This window comes from uncultured Phenylobacterium sp. (assembly GCF_902826855.1).
Classification (GTDB): domain Bacteria; phylum Pseudomonadota; class Alphaproteobacteria; order Caulobacterales; family Caulobacteraceae; genus Phenylobacterium.
The window spans coordinates 1-16,190 of sequence record NZ_CADEGK010000106.1 but is presented as its reverse complement, the minus strand read 5'-3'; the positions used below and the strand labels follow the sequence as shown (position 1 = coordinate 16,190).

The window sequence follows — 16,190 nt, the reverse complement described above, 5'->3', positions numbered from 1 at the left end:
GATTGAACCTGTGACCCCCTCGGTGTGAACGAGGTGCTCTCCCGCTGAGCTACGCATCCATCTCGGGAAGGCGGCGGCTATAGCCGCTAGCGCCTCGCGCCGCAAGCCGCCAGCAGCCGCACGACCACGTCCGGAAGCTGGTCGTAGTGCTCGATCAGGGCGTCGTGGTCGAGGTCGGCGGCGGGGATCTCGGTGTAGCCGAAGCCGACCAGGATCAGCCCGGCCCCGGCGGCGCGCGCGGCGCCCACGTCGGTCGCCGAATCGCCGACCAGGATGGCGCGGTCCATCGAGCCGCCCGCCGCCGCCACGGCGGTCTGCAGGTGGCGCGGGTCGGGCTTGGCGGCCGGGGCGGCGTCGGGGCCAATGATGGCGGCGAAGCGCCCGGCGAGCCCCAGCGACTCCAGCAGAGCGACCGACAGCGCGGTGGGCTTGTTGGTGCAGACGGCCAGCGTGGCGCCTGTGGCGCTCAGCGCCTCCAGGGCCGCCTCGCAGCCGGGGAACGGGCGGCTGGCGTCGGCGATGTGGGCTCGGTAGTGGACGATGAAGCGGTCGAACAGCGTCTGGGCGCGGGCCGGATGCAGATGGGCGCCGGCCGCCTCGAAGCCGCGCTGGATCAGCCAGCGTGCGCCGTGGCCGATGAACGGCCGCGCCTGGGCCAGCGGCAGGGCCGCCAGGCCCTCCTCGGCCAGCAACACATTGAGCGTGCCGATCAGGTCGGGCGCCGTGTCGACCAGGGTGCCGTCGAGGTCGAAGGCGATCGTCACGCCCCCCAGCGGCCGATCGGCGTGCGGGCCGCTAGCCGCCATTGATCACCGCGGTCGCCGCCTCCAGCCCTGCGGCGTAGTCGCTGAGCGCCTCGGCGGTCAGGGCGATGTAGGTCGCCGCGTCGTCGAACCGGCGCTCCTCGATCGCCTCACGCACACCCGGCAGGGTCTTGGCGCCATAGCCGGTGAAGCGACCGGGCGCGTAGATCATGTGCCTGTACCAGGGCCGGAACGGCAGCCCCTTCTCGCGCGTCAGACGCTGCTCCAGCCGCAGCAGCACCGCGTCGAGCTGCCGCTTCTGGGCCGGGCTGAGCTGGCCGCCGCGGGCCGACAGACCGTGGTCGAAGGCCGCCGCGCTGGCCTTCAGCCGGGTGACGGCGCGGTCCAGGGGCGCGAAGTCCAGCGGCGGCGAGGCCGCCAGCGCTGGGGGGTCGCCGCGCGTTTCCAGCGGATCGTCGGCCAGCTTGTAGGCGCCCGCCACCAGCAGGCGCTTCCGGGCCGCCGCCTCGTCGCGCTTGGTGTCGGCCAGCCGCTTCACCTCGTCCAGGTAGCCGCTCACGGTGTCGGCGAAGTCGCCGTAGCGCTGCACCGGCAGGTCGGCGTCCGTCAGCCGCAGCACCATCCGTCCGGTCACCTTCGCCAGCGCGCCGGAGTAGGCCAGGCCCGGGTCCACGAACTTGGTGTGATGCTCATAGGTGTCGTAGGCCGAGTGGTAGACGCCGCCGTCGGACCCCTCGCCGCCGAAGCCCAGGTTCAACGTCGCCAGGCCCAGGTGCTGCAGGAAGCTGGAATAGTCCGACCCCGATCCCAGGGCGTCGATCGGCAGGTCCCGGCCCGGGTCGGCGGCGAAGCGACCCAGTTGCACCGCGCGCGGGTTGCCGGGCTGCTCGACGGCCTGCACGCCCAGGGCCGCCCGCAGGCGGTCGCGGACGGAAACGGCGGTCTGCGGATCGGCCACGTCGGCGGTGACCTCGTTCACGAAGTGCTGCAGGGCGTGGCTGCCGCCGACGCCCAGGAACCCGCGGCCGTTGCTATCGGAGTTGATGTAGACCACCGCCTTTTGCTTCAGCTCCGCCGCATGGGTCTCCGCCCACTCGGTGGAGCCCAGCAGCATCGGCTCCTCTGCGTCCCAGCTGGCGTAGACGATGGTCCGCTTCGGCTTCCAGCCGGCCTTGGCCAGCGCCCCCAGCGCCTTGGCCTCGCCCATCATGGATACGTGACCGGAGAGCGGGTCGGTGGCTCCGAACACCCAGCCGTCGCGGTGGTTGCCGCGCACGATCCATTCGTTCGGCCGTTCCTTGCCCTTCAGCGTGGCGATGACGTTGTAGGCCGGCTTCAGGCTCCAGTCGGACACCACCTTCAGGCGGACCTGGCCGGCGTCCGTGCCACCCACGTGGTACGTGAGCCCCAGGCCGCCGCGGAACGCCGCCGGCGCCACGGGGCCGTCCAGCGACTTCAGCAGCACCGTGGCGTCGCCGTAGGAGATCGGCAGGGTGGGGATCTTCAGGATCGTGACCGCGTCCGCCCGCGCCACCCGCTTGGCGTCCTTGGTCGAGCCATAGCCCGGCGTGGTCGGGTCGCCCGGATAGGTGGTCATGTCGGCCACGGAGCCGCGCTGGACGCCCTGCGGCGGCCGGGAGGCGCCCTGCGGATAGGGATCGCCGACCGAATAGCCGTCGTCGCGCGGGTCGGAATAGATGATGCAGCCCACCGCCCCGTGGTCCTGGGCCAGCTTCGGCTTCAGGCCCCGCCAGCCGGCGCCATAGCGGGCGATGACGATCTTGCCCTTCACGGACACGCCCATCCGCTCGAGCGCGTCGTAGTCGCCCGGCATGCCGTAGTTGACGTAGACCAGCGGCGCGGTGACCTCGCCGTCGCCCTGGAACGCCACGTAGGCCGGCAGCTGGTCCTTGGTCCGCGACGAGCTCTCGTCGCCGGGAATCGGTCCCTCGGTCAGGGTGGCCTTGAACGGCGCGCCAGGCCCGCTCACCAGTTCCAGCGCCAGCTCCCTGGGCGTCGGGTAGAGCACCCAGAAGGTCTCGATCTTCGCGTTCCAGCCCCAGGACTTGAACTGCGCGAGGGTCAGCTCGGCGTTGGCCTTGTTGTGCGGGCTGCCGACGTGGTTGGGCTCCGCGGACATGGTCTTCAGCCAGCCATCCATCTCCGCGGGGCTGATCATGGCGTCGAACTTGGCTTCCAGCGCCTTGTCCGGCGCGGCCAGGGCGGCGGGGGCCATGGCGGCCAGTGCGCCGGCGCAGAGGAGGACGGCCAGACGCGATGTGGATTTCATGGAGACTCCCCAGACCAGCCGGGACGCTAGCCCGTTGTCGCGCCGGGCCACAAGGCTTGCTAAGCCCAGCCGGACGACGAAGACTCAGCACTGCCTTGGGAGAGCCTGAATGACCGCCAGAGCCTGCGTGATCATGGCCGCCGGCCAGGGCACGCGGATGAAGTCCAAGCTGCCCAAGGTGCTGCACCGCGTGGGCGGCCGCAGTCTGCTGGACCGCGTGATCGACGCTGTCCAGGCGGCCGGCTGCGAGCGGATTCACGTGGTGGTCGGCGCCCACAGCCCGCAGGTCCGCGAACTGGTGGTCGAGCGCCTGGGCGAGGCCGCCCCCGTGCTGCAGGATCCGCCCCAGGGGACCGGCCACGCGGTGTTGTGCGCGAAGGAGACCCTGGCCGACTTCGACGGCGACGTGCTGGTCGTGAACGGCGACTGCCCGCTCCTGCAGGCCGGCGACCTGGAGCACCTGTTCACCCTGCGCAGCAACGGCGCGCGCCTGGCGATCATGGGCTTCGAGCCGGCCGATCCCCTGAAGTACGGCCGCATCCTGCGCGGCGCTGACGGCCACGTCATGCGCATCGTCGAGGCGGCCGAGGCCAGCGACGAGGTCCGGGCGGTGAAGACCTGCAACGCCGGCATGTACCTGGCCGACCGCGCCGACCTCTTCCGCTGGCTGGGCCGGGTCAGGAACGACAACGCCAAGGGCGAGTACTACCTGACCGACATCATCGCCGAGGCTGCCCACGAGGAGGCCCTGGTCCGCGCCAACATCGCCCCGGAGACCGCCGTGATGGGCGCCGACACCCCGGCCCAGCTGGCCCAGGCCGAGGCGGTCTTCCAGAAGCGCCGCCGCGAGCATTTCCTGAGCGAGGGCGTGGCCATGGTCGCGCCGGAGACGGTGTTCTTCGCCTGGGACACGCAGATCGCGCCCGGCGCGACGTTGGAGCCCTATGTCGTGTTCGCCGCCGGCGTGAGCGTCGCGCAGGGCGCGGTGATCCGGTCGTTCAGCCACCTGGAGGGCGCCAGCGTGGGCGAAGGCGCCCTGGTCGGCCCCTATGCCCGCCTGCGGCCCGGCGCCGTGATCGGGGCGGGGGCCCACATCGGCAACTTCGTGGAAGTGAAGAACGTCACGGTGGGCGAGGGCGCCAAGGCCAATCACCTGGCCTACCTTGGCGACGGCTCGGTGGGGGTGGGGGCGAACATCGGCGCCGGGACCATCTTCTGCAACTATGACGGCTTCTTCAAATACGACACCCACGTGGGGCAAGGCGCCTTCATCGGCTCCAATTCGTCCCTGGTTGCGCCTGTCAGCATCGGCGCAGGCGCCTACGTCGGCTCCGGCTCGGTGATCACCAAGGACGTCGCCGCCGACGCCCTGGCGCTGGGCCGCGGGATGCAGGCCGAGAAGACGGGCTGGGCGGCGCGGTTCCGCAAGGCGATGGGCGCGAAGAAGAAGGCGGCAGGGAAATGAGCGACGTTGACGCCCAGAAACGCGCCGCCGGCGAGGCCGCCGCCGCCCTGGTGACCCACGGCATGGTGGTGGGCCTTGGCACCGGCTCGACGGCGGCCTGGTTCGTCCGGGCGCTGGCGGCGCGCAAGCTGGACATCGTCGGCGTGCCCACCTCGCAGGTCACCGCGGACCTGGCCACCAGCCTGGGCATCCGCATCGCCCAACTGGGAGAGACCAAGACCATCGACCTCACGGTCGACGGCGCCGACGAGATCGGCCCCGGCCTGGCGCTGATCAAGGGCGCCGGCGGCGCACTCCTGCGCGAGAAGCTGGTGTGGGAGGCCTCGAAGTCCTGCGTCGTGATAGCCGAAGCTGTCAAGCACGTGAAAATTCTGGGAAAATTTCCCCTGTCGATCGAGGTGGTGGCGTTCGGCCACACGACCACCGCGCTGCGCATCTGCGACGCCTTGGCCGAATGCGACCTCGGCGTCGCGCCGATGCTTCGCCGCCGGGACGGCGAGCCGGTGAGAACCGACGGCGGCAACCTTATCTATGATGCAGCCTGCGGGCGGATCGAGGAGCCGGCGGCCCTGGCGGCGGCGCTGAAGAGCGTCACCGGCGTGGTCGATCACGGCCTCTTCCTCGACCTCGCGGACCGGGCGCTGATCGGCACGGACGCCGGCGTCATCGAACTCGAGCCTTAGGAGCCTGACTTGGCGGACTACGACTACGACCTCTTCGTCATCGGCGCCGGTTCCGGCGGCGTCCGGGCGGCCCGGCTGGCGGCCATGAGCGGCGCCAAGGTGGCGGTGGCCGAGGAGGACCGGGTGGGCGGCACCTGCGTGATCCGCGGCTGCGTGCCTAAGAAGTTCATGGTCTATGCTTCGGAATTCACGAAGACTTTCGAGACCGCCAAGGGCTACGGCTGGGACCTCGGCGAGGCCAGGTTCGACTGGAAGCGGTTCCTGCTCGCCAAGGACGACGAGATCGCCCGGCTTTCCGGCATCTACGTCCGCAACCTGCAGAACGCCGGCGCCGAGGTGGTCCATGCCCGTGCGACCCTGAAGGACCGCCACACCGTCGAGGTCGAAGGCAAGGGGACGTTCACGGCGAAGAAGATCCTGGTCTCCACGGGAGGACGGCCCTGGATGCCGAAGGACCTGCCGGGCATCGAGCACGCGATCACCTCCAACGAGGCGTTCCATCTCAGCGAACTGCCGAAGCGCATCGTGATCGCCGGCGGCGGCTATATCGCCTGCGAGTTCGCGTGCATCTTCAACGGCCTGGGCGTGGAAACCACCCTGGTCCATCGCGGCCCCAACATCCTTCGCGGCTTCGACGATGACGTGCGTAGCCACCTGGCCGAGGAAATGTCGGCCAGCGGCATCCACATCCGCCTCGGCGCGCAGATCGGCAAGATCGAGAAGACCGCAGACGGTCTGGTCAGCGGATGCCTCGACGGCCACGAACTGAAGAGCGACGTGGTGATGTTCGCGCTCGGCCGCGAGCCCTACACCGAGGGACTGGGCCTGGAGTCCGCTGGGGTTGAACTGACCGAGACCGGGGCGGTGAAGGTGGACGCCTACTCGCGCACCAACGTGCCCAGCATCTGGGCGGTGGGTGACGTCACCGATCGCATCAACCTGACGCCGGTGGCGATCCGCGAGGGCGCGGCTTTCGCCCAGACCGAGTTCTACGAGAACTCCACAAGCTTCGACCACGAGATGGTCGCCTCCGCCGTCTTCACCCAGCCGCAGATGGGGTCGGTCGGCCTGAGCGAGGCCGACGCGCGGCACAAGTACGGAAAGGTCGACATCTACCTCGCCAAGTTCAGGGCGATGAAGGAGACCTTCTACGGCGGCGCGCAGCGCTGCCTGATGAAGCTGGTGGTGGAGCAGGGGAGCGAACGCATCCTGGGCTGCCATGTGGTCGCGCCGGACGGTCCGGAGATCATCCAGATGGCGGCGATCGCCATGAAGATGGGCGTGACCAAGCCCCAGTGGGACGCGACCTGCGCCGTCCACCCGACCCTGGCCGAGGAGCTGGTGACGATGCGCGAAAAGTACACGCCTCCGGGGCTCGGCCAGGCGGCGTGAGTTCACTCGGCGTACAGGGCCTGGACCGTTTGGGTGTGTGGTGCGGCTGGGTCCTCGTGGCCGCGGCCGGCCTGACGCCGCTGCTGGCCTGGCTGGGCCCTCTGGGCTTCGCGGCGCTGCTGGCCTTGGTCGGGCTCCTGTGCCTGCCCGCGGTCCGGGTTCGGCGCGAGGACGGGCCGCTGGCGATCGTGCTCCTGGCGCTCGTGGCGTGGGCGGCGCTGTCGAGCTTCTGGAGCCCGAGCCGGCCCAACGAACTCGAAGACATCGTGGTGCTCAAGCTGGCGTTCCAGCTCATCCTCTACTGGGCCGCCTGGCAGGGCGCACGGCGGGCCGATCCCGCCCTCCGCCGCCTCGCCTTGCGCATCTTCGCCTGGGGACTGGCCGCCTATGGGGTGCTGCTACTGGTCGAGGCGGCCACCGGAGCTGCGGTCTACCAGACGCTGCGCAGCGCCGTTGGCGACCCGATCCGCCCCGATCTCGCGCGCAAGAACGTTGCTCACGGCGCCTTTGTCCTGGCGCTGCTCTGGCCGGTGGCGGCGGCGGCGGGCTGGCGCGCGGGTGCGCCCTGGTGGCTGGCCGCGCCGATGGCGGTGGGGTCGGCGGTGGTGGCGCAGGTTTTCCTATCCGACGCCCCGGTCCTGGCGGTGGGCGTCGCGGTCGGCGTCGGCCTCCTGGTCTGGACCTGGCCACGCACGGCGCCCAAGGCCCTGGCCGCAGCGGCGGTCGTGCTCATGATGCTGACCCCGGTCGCCCTGCTGGCCGCCATGGGCCGCTTCCCGAACCTGCCGCTCTCGTGGAGCGAGCGGATGGCCTACTGGAGCTACGCGGTCGAGCGCATCGCCGAGCATCCCCTGCGCGGCTGGGGCCTGGACGCCAGCCGCACCTTCGGGCCCGCCATCGGCCTGCACCCGCACAACGGCGCCCTGCAGGTCTGGCTGGAGCTGGGGGTCCTCGGGGCGAGCCTCCTGGCCCTGGCCTGGGCGATCGGCCTGCGCCGCCTGGCCGGCGACCAGCGCTGCTTGGTCAGCGCCGCCGCCGCCGGCTCGGCCGCCGTCTACCTCTTCTTCGGCGCGGTCAGCTTCGGCGTCTGGCAGGAGTGGTGGCTGGCGCTCGGCGCCCTGGTCTGCACGATCACCGCGCTGGGGCATGCGGAGGCGCAAGCGACCTCCGGGTCAAGCCCATCGACCCGGCGCCCCAATCCGAGTAAAACGCCCGGCCCGCCAAAACCGGCGGTTTCCGCAAGTTAGAGCCCAGATCTTCCTATGACCGAACACTGGACGCCCGCTTCCTGGAGAGGAAAACCCGCCAAGCACATCCCGTCCGACTATCCGGACGCGGCTGCGCTGTCGCAGGTCGAAACCACCCTTCGCCGGATGCCGCCCCTGGTGTTTGCAGGCGAGGCCCGTCGCCTGAAAAGCCTCCTTGGCGACGTCGCGGCCGGCAAGGCCTTCCTGCTGCAGGGGGGCGACTGCGCCGAGAGCTTCAAGGAATTCCACGCCGACAACATCCGCGACACCTTCCGCCTCCTGCTGCAGATGGCGGTGGTGCTGACCTTCGCCGGGGGCCGCCCGGTGGTGAAGGTGGGCCGCATGGCCGGCCAGTTCGGCAAGCCGCGCTCCTCGCCGGTGGAGGTGATCGACGGCGTCGAGCTCCCCTCCTATCGCGGCGACAACATCAACGGCATGGAGTTCACGCCCGAGGCCCGGATCCCGGACCCGCAGCGCCTGCTGCAGGCCTATCACCAGTCGTCGGCGACGCTGAACCTGCTGCGCGCGTTCGCCGGCGGCGGCTATGCCGACCTCTACAACATCCACCGCTGGACCCTGGGCTTCGTCAACGACAGCCCGCAGGGCGCGCGATACCGCGAGATCGCCGACAAGATCTCCGACGCGCTGACCTTCATGTCCGCCATCGGCGTCGCGCCGGAGAACCAGCGCGAGGTCCAGAGCGTGGAGTTCTTCACCTCCCACGAGGGCCTGCTGCTGGGCTACGAGGAGGCCATGACCCGGGTCGATAGCACCTCGGGCGAGTGGTACGACACCTCCGCCCACCTGCTGTGGATCGGCGAGCGCACCCGCCAGCTGGACGGCGCCCACGTGGAGTTCTTCCGCGGCATCCGCAACCCGATCGGGGTCAAGGTCGGCCCCACCCTGGAGGCCGACGAGCTGCTGCGGCTCATCGAGGTGCTCAACCCCAAGGACGAGGCCGGCCGCATCACCCTCTACGGCCGCTTCGGCTCCGACAAGATCGCCGCGCGCCTGCCCGGCCTGTTGCGGGCCACCAAGGCGTCGGGCCGCAACGTCGTCTGGGCCACCGATCCCATGCACGGCAACACGCTGACCGCCAACAACGGCTACAAGACCCGGCCGTTCGACCGCATCCTGTCGGAGGTGAAGTCGTTCGTGGAGGTCTGCGTGGCCGAGGGCGTGCACCCGGGCGGCGTCCACCTGGAGATGACCGGCCAGAACGTCACCGAATGCCTTGGCGGCGCGCGCTCGGTCAGCGAGGGCGACCTCGCCGACCGCTACCACACCCACTGCGACCCGCGACTGAACGGCGAACAGGCGCTGGAACTGGCCTTCCTGGTGGCCGAGAAGCTGAAGGAAGACCGGGTGGACATCTCCCAGCGCGCGGCGGTCTAGCTGCCGCGATGGCTGAGATGGATCGGCGGGCGGGGCGCGAGGCCTTTGGCGCCGATCCGGCCGGCTATCACCGCGCCCGCCCGGCCTATCCCGACTGGGTGTTCGACCTGCTGGCCGAGCGCTGCGGCTTGCAGCCCGGCTGCGCGGCGTTCGAGGTTGGCCCCGGCACGGGCCTGGCCACCCAGGAGCTGCTGCGCCGCGGGGCCGACCCCCTGGTGGTCATCGAACCCGACCCGCGGCTGGCCGACTTCCTGGCCGGCCGGTTGCCGCACTCGGCCATCGACGTCCGCCGTGCGCCTTTCGAGGCGGCGCAGCTGGAGCCGGCAGCCTTCGACCTCGGCTGCGCCTTCACCAGCTTCCATTGGCTTGATCCGGAGCCGACCCTGGAGCGCGCGGCCGCGGCGCTGAAGCCGGGCGGCGCCTGGGCCATGGTCTGGAACGTCTTCGGCGACCCGGCCCGCCCCGACCCCTTCCACGACGCCACCCTGGAGATCATGCGCACGCCGGAGCAGAGCCCGTCGGCCGGCGTGATCGGCCGCCCGGCCTTCGCTCTCGACGCCGAGCTCCGCACACTCGACCTCGCCGCCGCCGGCTTCACCGACATCGCTACCGCGCGCACCGACTGGAGCCTTGAGCTGGACCCCGATGGCGTCCGCCGCCTCTACGCCACCTATTCCGAGGTCGCCGCCCTGATGCCGGCCCACCGCGCCCGCATGCTCGACGCCTTGGCGTCCGTCGCCGACCACCAGTTCGGCGGCCGCGTGACCCGCAACATGGTCACCATCGCCTACACCGCGCGGCGGCCCTGATGTGCCCTCGCGGCCACGGCCCGCGCCGGAGCGGCGCGGACGGTTAAGCTCGGCTTGCCTTTTTTGGCATCGGCGCCAGTGTCCGCGCCTCTTTGAAAATCAGGACGACCCCGCCATGGACCGCCCCGCGGCCCAGGCGCTCACCGACGCCGAGAGGCGCCGCAGCGCCATCCGTTTCGACCTCTCGGCGCTCCTGACGCTGTCGGGACCGGTGGTGCTGTCACGCCTGGGCATCATGGCCATGGGCCTGTGCGACGCCATCGTGGTCGGCCGGTACTCGGCCCGCGAGCTGGGATACCACGCCCTGGCCTGGGCCCCGACCAGCGTGGTCCTGACCATGGCCGTGGGCCTGCTGGCGGGCATCCAGGTGATGACCGCGCGGCGGATCGGGCAGGGCCGGCGCGACCTGACCGGCGCGGTCCTGCGCCGCGGCCTCGTCTACGGCTTCTGGATCGGCATGGCGTCGATGGCGGTCCTGCTGGCGGCCGGCCCGCCCCTGCTGCACCATATCGGCCTGCCCTCGGACCTTGCCGACGGCGCCACCCTGCCGCTGATCGTCTTCTCGCTCTCGATGCCCGGCTACGCGCTCAGCGTCGCGGGCGCCTTCTGGCTGGAGGGGCTGGGAAAGCCCGGCCCGGCGGCCTGGGCCATGTGGGCGGCCAACGTCGTCAACCTGGCCATCGTGCTGTTGCTGGTGCCGGGAACGCTCGGCCTGCCGGCCCTCGGCGCGGTGGGCGGCGCCTGGGCCACCGCGGGCGCACGGACCTTCCTGGCGCTCGCCGCGCTCGGCTACATCGCCCTGATGCCGGAGGCCCGCGCCCTGGGCGTGTTCACCAAACCCGAGCCGGACCGGCCCGCAGCGGTCGAACAGCGGCGGATCGGCTACGGCTCCGGGGTCTCCAACTTCTTCGAGGTGGCCGCCTTCGCCAGCCTGAACGTGATCGCCGGCTGGATCGGGGCGCTGGCGGTGGCGGCCTGGACCATCGTGCTCAACGTCGTGGCGATCGTCTTCATGGTCCCGCTGGGCCTGGCGACCGCGGCGGCGGTGCTGGTGGGCCGGGCCTACGGCGCGCGCGATGGGCCGGGCGTGAACCGCGCCGGCGTGATCGCCTTCGCCGTCACCCTGGTGTTCGGCATTGCGATCAGCCTGGTGATCTGGCCCACCGCCGGGATCATCGCCACGGCCTACACCCGCGACCCGCTGGCGATCGCCATGGCGGTCCCGGCCCTGGTGCTGGCCTGCGCTTTCTTGATCCCCGACGCCCTGCAGGTGGTCGTCGCCCAGTCGCTCCGCGCCCGGGGCGACGTCTGGTTGCCCACGATCACCCACCTGGTGAGCTACATCGTCGTAATGATGCCGCTGGCCTGGTACCTGGCGATCCCGCGCGGCATGGGGATCATGGGCATCACCTGGGCGGTGGTGTTCGCCAGCTTCCTGTCGGCCGGCTTCCTGCTGTTCCGCTTCTGGCTCCTGAGCCGCCGCCCGCTCTAGGTCAGACCCCGGCCCCCAGGATCCAGCCTTCCTCGCGCTCGGCGTCCAGCACCACCTCGGCGGGCGTCCCTTTGGGCGGGCCGAACAGGGGGCCCAGCTTGTTCGCCTCGTCCAGCCGCGCGAAGTGTTCCGCCAGCGTGCGCACCTGCTGCAGGTCCTTGACCTCGCCGGCCACGCCCTGCGGCTTGATCATCGAGGGCCAGACCTCGGCCAGCACCACTTCGACACCCGCCAGGTCGGCCTCGGTCAGCGTCTTGAACCCGGTCTCGAACGGCCAGACCTTGGCCGCGTCGCCGCGCGCCAGCTTGATCCGCCGCACCGCCGGCATGCCGAGGATCGCCTGGCCGCCGACCGAGCCGTTGTAATAGGTCTTCCAGATCGAGGCCGTGCCCTTCATCGCCACCTCGGCGTGGCGCAGCTCCGGCAGGTCGTCCGGGCCGTGGTCGCGGGTCTTCTTCGGCTGCAGGGTCGACAAGGTGTCCTTGGGCGGACAGCCCCAGAACGGGAACGGCCCGCCGGTCAGCCGCCGGTTGATGCCGGCCGCCACGCCGAAGCGGTTGTTGGTGTTGTCGGCCTTGTCCTTCACGAAGCGCTCAAGGTCGTCCCACGCCGCGCGCCACGCCTGATCGCCCGGCAGCTTCAGCGCCGCCGCATACCCGCGCGGGAATCCCAGCGGGAAGTCGAAGCCCACCAGGGCCCGCTCCGAGCGCTTCTTGAAGTCGTCCAGCAGGCCGGAGAGCCGCGTCTCGGCCTCGGCCCGCGTCGGCGGATTGAAGGCCTCGAACGTCAACCGGAAGCGCACGTCGCGCTTCAGCACGCCGATCCAGACGGAATCCGCCCCGGTGTTCGGCTTGGAGGCCGCGCTCCAGTCGACAATCACATAGGCGCTGAACAGGCGCGGCACGGGCAACTCCAAACCTCGGGGGAGGACGGGCAGTTCTACGTCATCCCTCCCCCGACGGGGAGCGAAAGATCAGCCCAGTTTCACCAGCATCTTGCCCAGGTTCGCGCCCGAAAAGAGGCCGATGAAGGCGTCCGGGGCCTTGTCGAGGCCCTCGAAGACCGTCTCCTTCCAGGTCATCTTGCCCTCCTTCACCCACTGGGAGAGGTCGCGCAGGAAGGCCGGCATCATGTCCCACGAGCTGGAGACGATGAAGCCTTCCATGCGGATCTGCTTGCCGATCATCAGCATCAGGTTCGGCGGGCCGGGCGGCAGCTCGGTGGCGTTGTACATCGAGATCCCGCCGCAGAGCGCGAAGCGGGCGAAGGGCTTGGCCACGTTCAGCGCCGCCACCAGGTGCTCGCCCGCGACGTTGTCGAAATAGACGTCGATGCCGCCGGGCGCGGCCTTCGCCAGCGCCGCCGTCAGGTCCTTCTCGGCCTTGTAGTCGATCGTCTGGTCGCAGCCGATCTCCTTGAGGAACTTGATCTTCTCCGGCCCGCCCGCCGAGCCGATCACCGTGTGGCCCTTGGCCTTGGCGATCTGCACCACGATCTGGCCGACCGCGCCCGCGGCGCCGGAGACGAACACCACGTCGCCGTCCTTCAGCGCCGCGATCTTCAGGAGGCCAGCGTAGGCGGTCAGCCCCGGCATGCCGGCCGCGCCCAGGAACGTCTGCGGGGGCAGGCCCATGGTGTCGAGCTTGGTCAGGCCGGCGGCCGGCGCGTTGAAGCCCTCGCGCCAGCCGAAGTTCGATTGCACCAGGTCGCCGGCCTTCAGCTTCGGGTCGTTGGAGACGGTGACCTCGCCGATCGCCCCGCCGTCCAGCGGCTTGTCCAGTTGGAACCCGCCGATGTAGCTCGGCCCGTCGTTCATCCGGCCGCGCATGTAGGGATCGACCGTCATCCAGAGGTTCTTCACCTGCACCTCGCCGGCGGCGGGCGCGGGCAGGTCCACGCTGGCGAACTCGAAGTTGTCGCGGGTCGGCAGGCCCCGGGGGCGGCTCTTCAGGCGGATCTCGCGGACGGTGGTCATCGGGGGGCTTCCTTCCAGGCTCGTTCGTTCAAACAGATGTATGACCTCCCGCAGGTGGCGTCGAGGGCGCGCCGCGTGTTAGGCGCCTCGCCCATGACCGAGATCCTGCGAGCCGGCGTGATCGGCGCCGGCGTGTTCGGCGGCTACCACGCCACCCAGTACGCGCGCTTGGCGGGCGTCAGCTTCTCCGGGGTGTACGATACCCATCCGGACCGCGCGGCGAAGGTGGCCATGCCGCTGGGCGGCCGCGCCTTCGCCGATCTGGAGAGCTTCCTGGCGGCGGTCGACGTGGTCACCGTGGCCTCGCCGGCGATCCACCACGCGGAACAGGCTTTGGCCGCCATCGCCGCCGGCAAGGCGGTCTATGTGGAAAAGCCCATCGCCGTCAGCGTGGCGGACGCCCAGCGGGTGGCCGCCGCGGCTGGGGCCAAGGGCCTGGTCGTCGCCTGCGGCCACCAGGAGCGCGTGGTGTTCCAGGCCATGGGCCTGCTGGACATCCCCGAGCAGCCCCGCCTGCTGGAGGCGCTCCGCCATGGCCCGCCGTCGGAGCGCAGCCGCGACGTCACCGCGGTCCTCGACCTGATGGTCCACGACATCGATCTGGCGCTGGCGATCAGCGCGTCCGAGCCGGTCACCGCCGAGGCGGAAGGCGCGCGCGGTCCCGACGGCGTCTGGGACCAGGCCCGCGCCGAGGTCACGTTCGAGAACGGCTTCACGTGCCTGCTCGACGTCTCGCGCCGCGCGCCGGAGCGGCGGCGCACCATGCGCATCGTCTATCCGTCCGGCGAGGTGCAGATCGACTTCCTCGCCAGGACCTTCCGCAACACCACGCCCTTCGCCCTCAACCCCGACTTCGCCGACACCCCGGCCGCACGCGATCCGCTGGGCGCCAGCGTCGAGGGGTTCGTGAACGCCGTGCGCGGCCTGGCGCCGCGGCCGGTGGTGACCCCGCAGGAAGCCATCGCCGCCCTCGACCTGGCCATCGCGGTGGAACAGGCGTTGGAGGACGCGGCGTAACGGCTCTAGCTTCCGCGCAACGGAGATCAACATGCCCAGCGCCCACGACCACGCCTTCAAGACCATCGACGGCCAGCCGCTGCCGCTGACCACCTTCAAGGACAAGGTGGTGCTGGTGGTGAACACTGCGTCCAAGTGCGGCCTGACCCCGCAGTACGACGGCCTGGAGAAGCTCTACACCGACTACAGGGACCAGGGCCTGGTGGTGCTGGGCGTGCCCTGCAACCAGTTCATGGGCCAGGAGCCGGGGACCGAGCAGGAAATCCAGACGTTCTGCTCCACCACCTTCGGCATCGACTTCCCGATGACTTCCAAGGTCGATGTGAAGGAGGCCGGCGCCCACCCGTTCTACAAGTGGGCGGAAAAGGAGCTGGGCGAGCCGGCGGTGCCGGTGTGGAACTTCCACAAGATCCTGATCGGCAGGAACGGCGAGGCCCTGCAAGCCTTCGGGCCCCGCACCGAGCCGCAAGACCCCGGCCTCGTCGCCGCCATCAAGGCCGCGCTGTAGGACCACAGCGCTACGGCGGAGCGGCTTGACCGTCCAGTTTTACACATGTAGTCGTTACGGATTACACATGTAAGTAGGGGCGCTGGATGGCTCGGGTCGGACGTTGGACGCTGCGGGTCCTGCTCGGTCTCTTGGTCCTCGTGCTGCTGACCAGCGGCGGCGCCCTGGGGGCGCGGGCGTGGGCGCAGGCGCGCAACGACGACGCGTTCGCTATCCCTATCCCGCCGGGCATCCGGGAGGAGGCCTTCGTCCGGATCGGCGGCGTCGAGCAGTGGGTGACCATCCGCGGGCGTGACCGGCGCAACCCCGTACTGGTGATCGTCGGCGGCAACGGTGGCCCGACCGGAAGCTCGCTGACGCCCTTCGTGCGGACCTTCCTGCCGTGGGAGCGCGACTACACGCTCGTGCAGTGGGACCATCGCGGCGCGGGCAAGACCTTCGTGCGCAATGGCAAGCAGGTCGGGCCGGAGCTGACGTTCGACCGCCTCACCGCCGATGGCCTCGAACTGGTGGACGAGGTCCGCCGCCGCCTCGGCAAGCGGAAGGTTGTGCTGCTGGGCGTCGACTACGGGTCGACCGTGGCGGTGAAGATGATCAAGGCGCGGCCCGACGCCTTCTCCGCCTATGTCGCCGCCGGCCAGGTGACCAACACGACGGGCGCGCGGGAGCGGTTCTTCTACGAGCGCAATCTGCGCCTGACCCGGGCGGCGGGCGACGCCGAGGGGGTCGCCGCCCTGATGGCGGCCGGCCCGCCGCCCTATGCCGATCCTGAGAAGGGCAAGGCCGCCCAGGCGGTCTCCGCCCGCTATCGTCCGCCCAACCCGAGGAACCAGGTCCAGGAGATTCTGACCGCGCCGAACTGGAGCCTGGAGGATGCCATGTCGATCCCCGCCGCCGGCCTGGCGAGCGACAGATATCTTTGGCCGGAGTGGCGACGCGTCGATTTCCGCACCCTGGAGGGCCGTATCCCCGTGCCCGTCGTGATGATCACGGGCGAGGACAACGACATCGATCCCACGCCGCTCGCCAAGGCCTGGCTCGACCGGATCGACGCGCCCAGGAAGGTCTTTGCGCCGATCCCTGTGGCGGGCAACCACGCCGCGGAAACCCATACGCTGGAGTTCCACGACCGCTTGAACCGTTACGTCAGGCC

Annotated in this window: 14 protein-coding genes; 10 read left to right on the top strand and 4 right to left on the bottom strand. The window is 70.5% G+C overall.

Features of this window, described 5'->3' with window-relative positions; all coding sequences use genetic code 11:
• Window positions 1–86: 86 nt before the first annotated feature.
• Both gph and QZV94_RS14910 read right to left on the bottom strand, forming a co-directional pair.
• Complete coding sequence (gene gph / locus QZV94_RS14915; RefSeq protein ID WP_293678697.1) at window positions 87–806, bottom strand: phosphoglycolate phosphatase; 720 nt, start codon at window positions 804–806, stop codon at window positions 87–89.
• Window positions 796–3,054: a transferrin receptor-like dimerization domain-containing protein gene (locus QZV94_RS14910; RefSeq protein WP_293678696.1), complete on the bottom strand. Its 2,259-nt coding sequence runs from the start codon at window positions 3,052–3,054 to the stop codon at window positions 796–798. The genes gph and QZV94_RS14910 overlap by 11 nt, the downstream gene beginning before the upstream one ends.
• 109 nt (window positions 3,055–3,163) lie before the next feature.
• Between QZV94_RS14910 and glmU the strand changes: the two genes are divergently transcribed.
• The 7 genes from glmU (at window position 3,164) to QZV94_RS14875 (ending at window position 11,537) form a co-directional block, all read left to right on the top strand.
• Window positions 3,164–4,519 (top strand): bifunctional UDP-N-acetylglucosamine diphosphorylase/glucosamine-1-phosphate N-acetyltransferase GlmU, encoded by a 1,356-nt coding sequence (gene glmU, locus QZV94_RS14905; RefSeq protein WP_293678695.1) that lies wholly within the window; start codon window positions 3,164–3,166, stop codon window positions 4,517–4,519.
• On the top strand, window positions 4,516–5,202 hold the full coding sequence (gene rpiA, locus QZV94_RS14900; protein ID WP_293678694.1) for a ribose-5-phosphate isomerase RpiA: 687 nt from the start codon (window positions 4,516–4,518) through the stop codon (window positions 5,200–5,202). The genes glmU and rpiA overlap by 4 nt, the downstream gene beginning before the upstream one ends.
• Before the next feature lie 9 nt (window positions 5,203–5,211).
• Window positions 5,212–6,594, top strand: a complete 1,383-nt coding sequence (gor, locus tag QZV94_RS14895) for a glutathione-disulfide reductase (protein WP_293678693.1) — start codon at window positions 5,212–5,214, stop codon at window positions 6,592–6,594.
• Window positions 6,591–7,841: an O-antigen ligase gene (locus tag QZV94_RS14890; RefSeq protein ID WP_293678692.1), complete on the top strand. Its 1,251-nt coding sequence runs from the start codon at window positions 6,591–6,593 to the stop codon at window positions 7,839–7,841. The genes gor and QZV94_RS14890 overlap by 4 nt, the downstream gene beginning before the upstream one ends.
• 15 nt (window positions 7,842–7,856) lie before the next feature.
• Window positions 7,857–9,236, top strand: a complete 1,380-nt coding sequence (locus QZV94_RS14885; protein WP_293678691.1) for a class II 3-deoxy-7-phosphoheptulonate synthase — start codon at window positions 7,857–7,859, stop codon at window positions 9,234–9,236.
• An 8-nt stretch (window positions 9,237–9,244) separates the two neighbouring features.
• Window positions 9,245–10,045, top strand: a complete 801-nt coding sequence (locus tag QZV94_RS14880) for a bifunctional 2-polyprenyl-6-hydroxyphenol methylase/3-demethylubiquinol 3-O-methyltransferase UbiG (protein ID WP_293678690.1) — start codon at window positions 9,245–9,247, stop codon at window positions 10,043–10,045.
• A 115-nt stretch (window positions 10,046–10,160) separates the two neighbouring features.
• Window positions 10,161–11,537 carry an MATE family efflux transporter gene (locus QZV94_RS14875; RefSeq protein ID WP_293678689.1) on the top strand — a complete coding sequence of 459 codons (1,377 nt, stop codon included), beginning with the start codon at window positions 10,161–10,163 and terminating at the stop codon, window positions 11,535–11,537.
• 1 nt (window position 11,538) lies between these two features.
• On the opposite strand, the gene QZV94_RS14870 is transcribed toward QZV94_RS14875, so the two are convergent.
• Together QZV94_RS14870 and QZV94_RS14865 are read right to left on the bottom strand one after the other, a co-directional pair.
• Window positions 11,539–12,441 (bottom strand): cobalamin biosynthesis protein CbiG, encoded by a 903-nt coding sequence (locus tag QZV94_RS14870; protein ID WP_293678688.1) that lies wholly within the window; start codon window positions 12,439–12,441, stop codon window positions 11,539–11,541.
• Between the two features lie 69 nt (window positions 12,442–12,510).
• The gene (locus QZV94_RS14865; protein ID WP_293678687.1) at window positions 12,511–13,512 is read right to left on the bottom strand and encodes an NADP-dependent oxidoreductase; all 1,002 of its coding nucleotides are present in this window, start codon (window positions 13,510–13,512) and stop codon (window positions 12,511–12,513) included.
• Window positions 13,513–13,605: 93 nt separating this feature from the next.
• On the opposite strand from QZV94_RS14865, the gene QZV94_RS14860 reads away from it, so the two are divergent.
• The 3 genes from QZV94_RS14860 to QZV94_RS14850 form a co-directional block, all read left to right on the top strand.
• A complete protein-coding gene (locus QZV94_RS14860; protein WP_293678686.1) occupies window positions 13,606–14,529 on the top strand; it encodes a Gfo/Idh/MocA family oxidoreductase in 924 nt (307 codons plus the stop codon).
• 31 nt (window positions 14,530–14,560) lie between these two features.
• The gene (locus tag QZV94_RS14855) at window positions 14,561–15,037 is read left to right on the top strand and encodes a glutathione peroxidase (RefSeq protein WP_293678685.1); all 477 of its coding nucleotides are present in this window, start codon (window positions 14,561–14,563) and stop codon (window positions 15,035–15,037) included.
• A gap of 86 nt (window positions 15,038–15,123) precedes the next feature.
• Window positions 15,124–16,190: alpha/beta hydrolase (locus tag QZV94_RS14850; RefSeq protein ID WP_293678684.1), on the top strand; the 1,067-nt coding region annotated here is incomplete at its 3' end.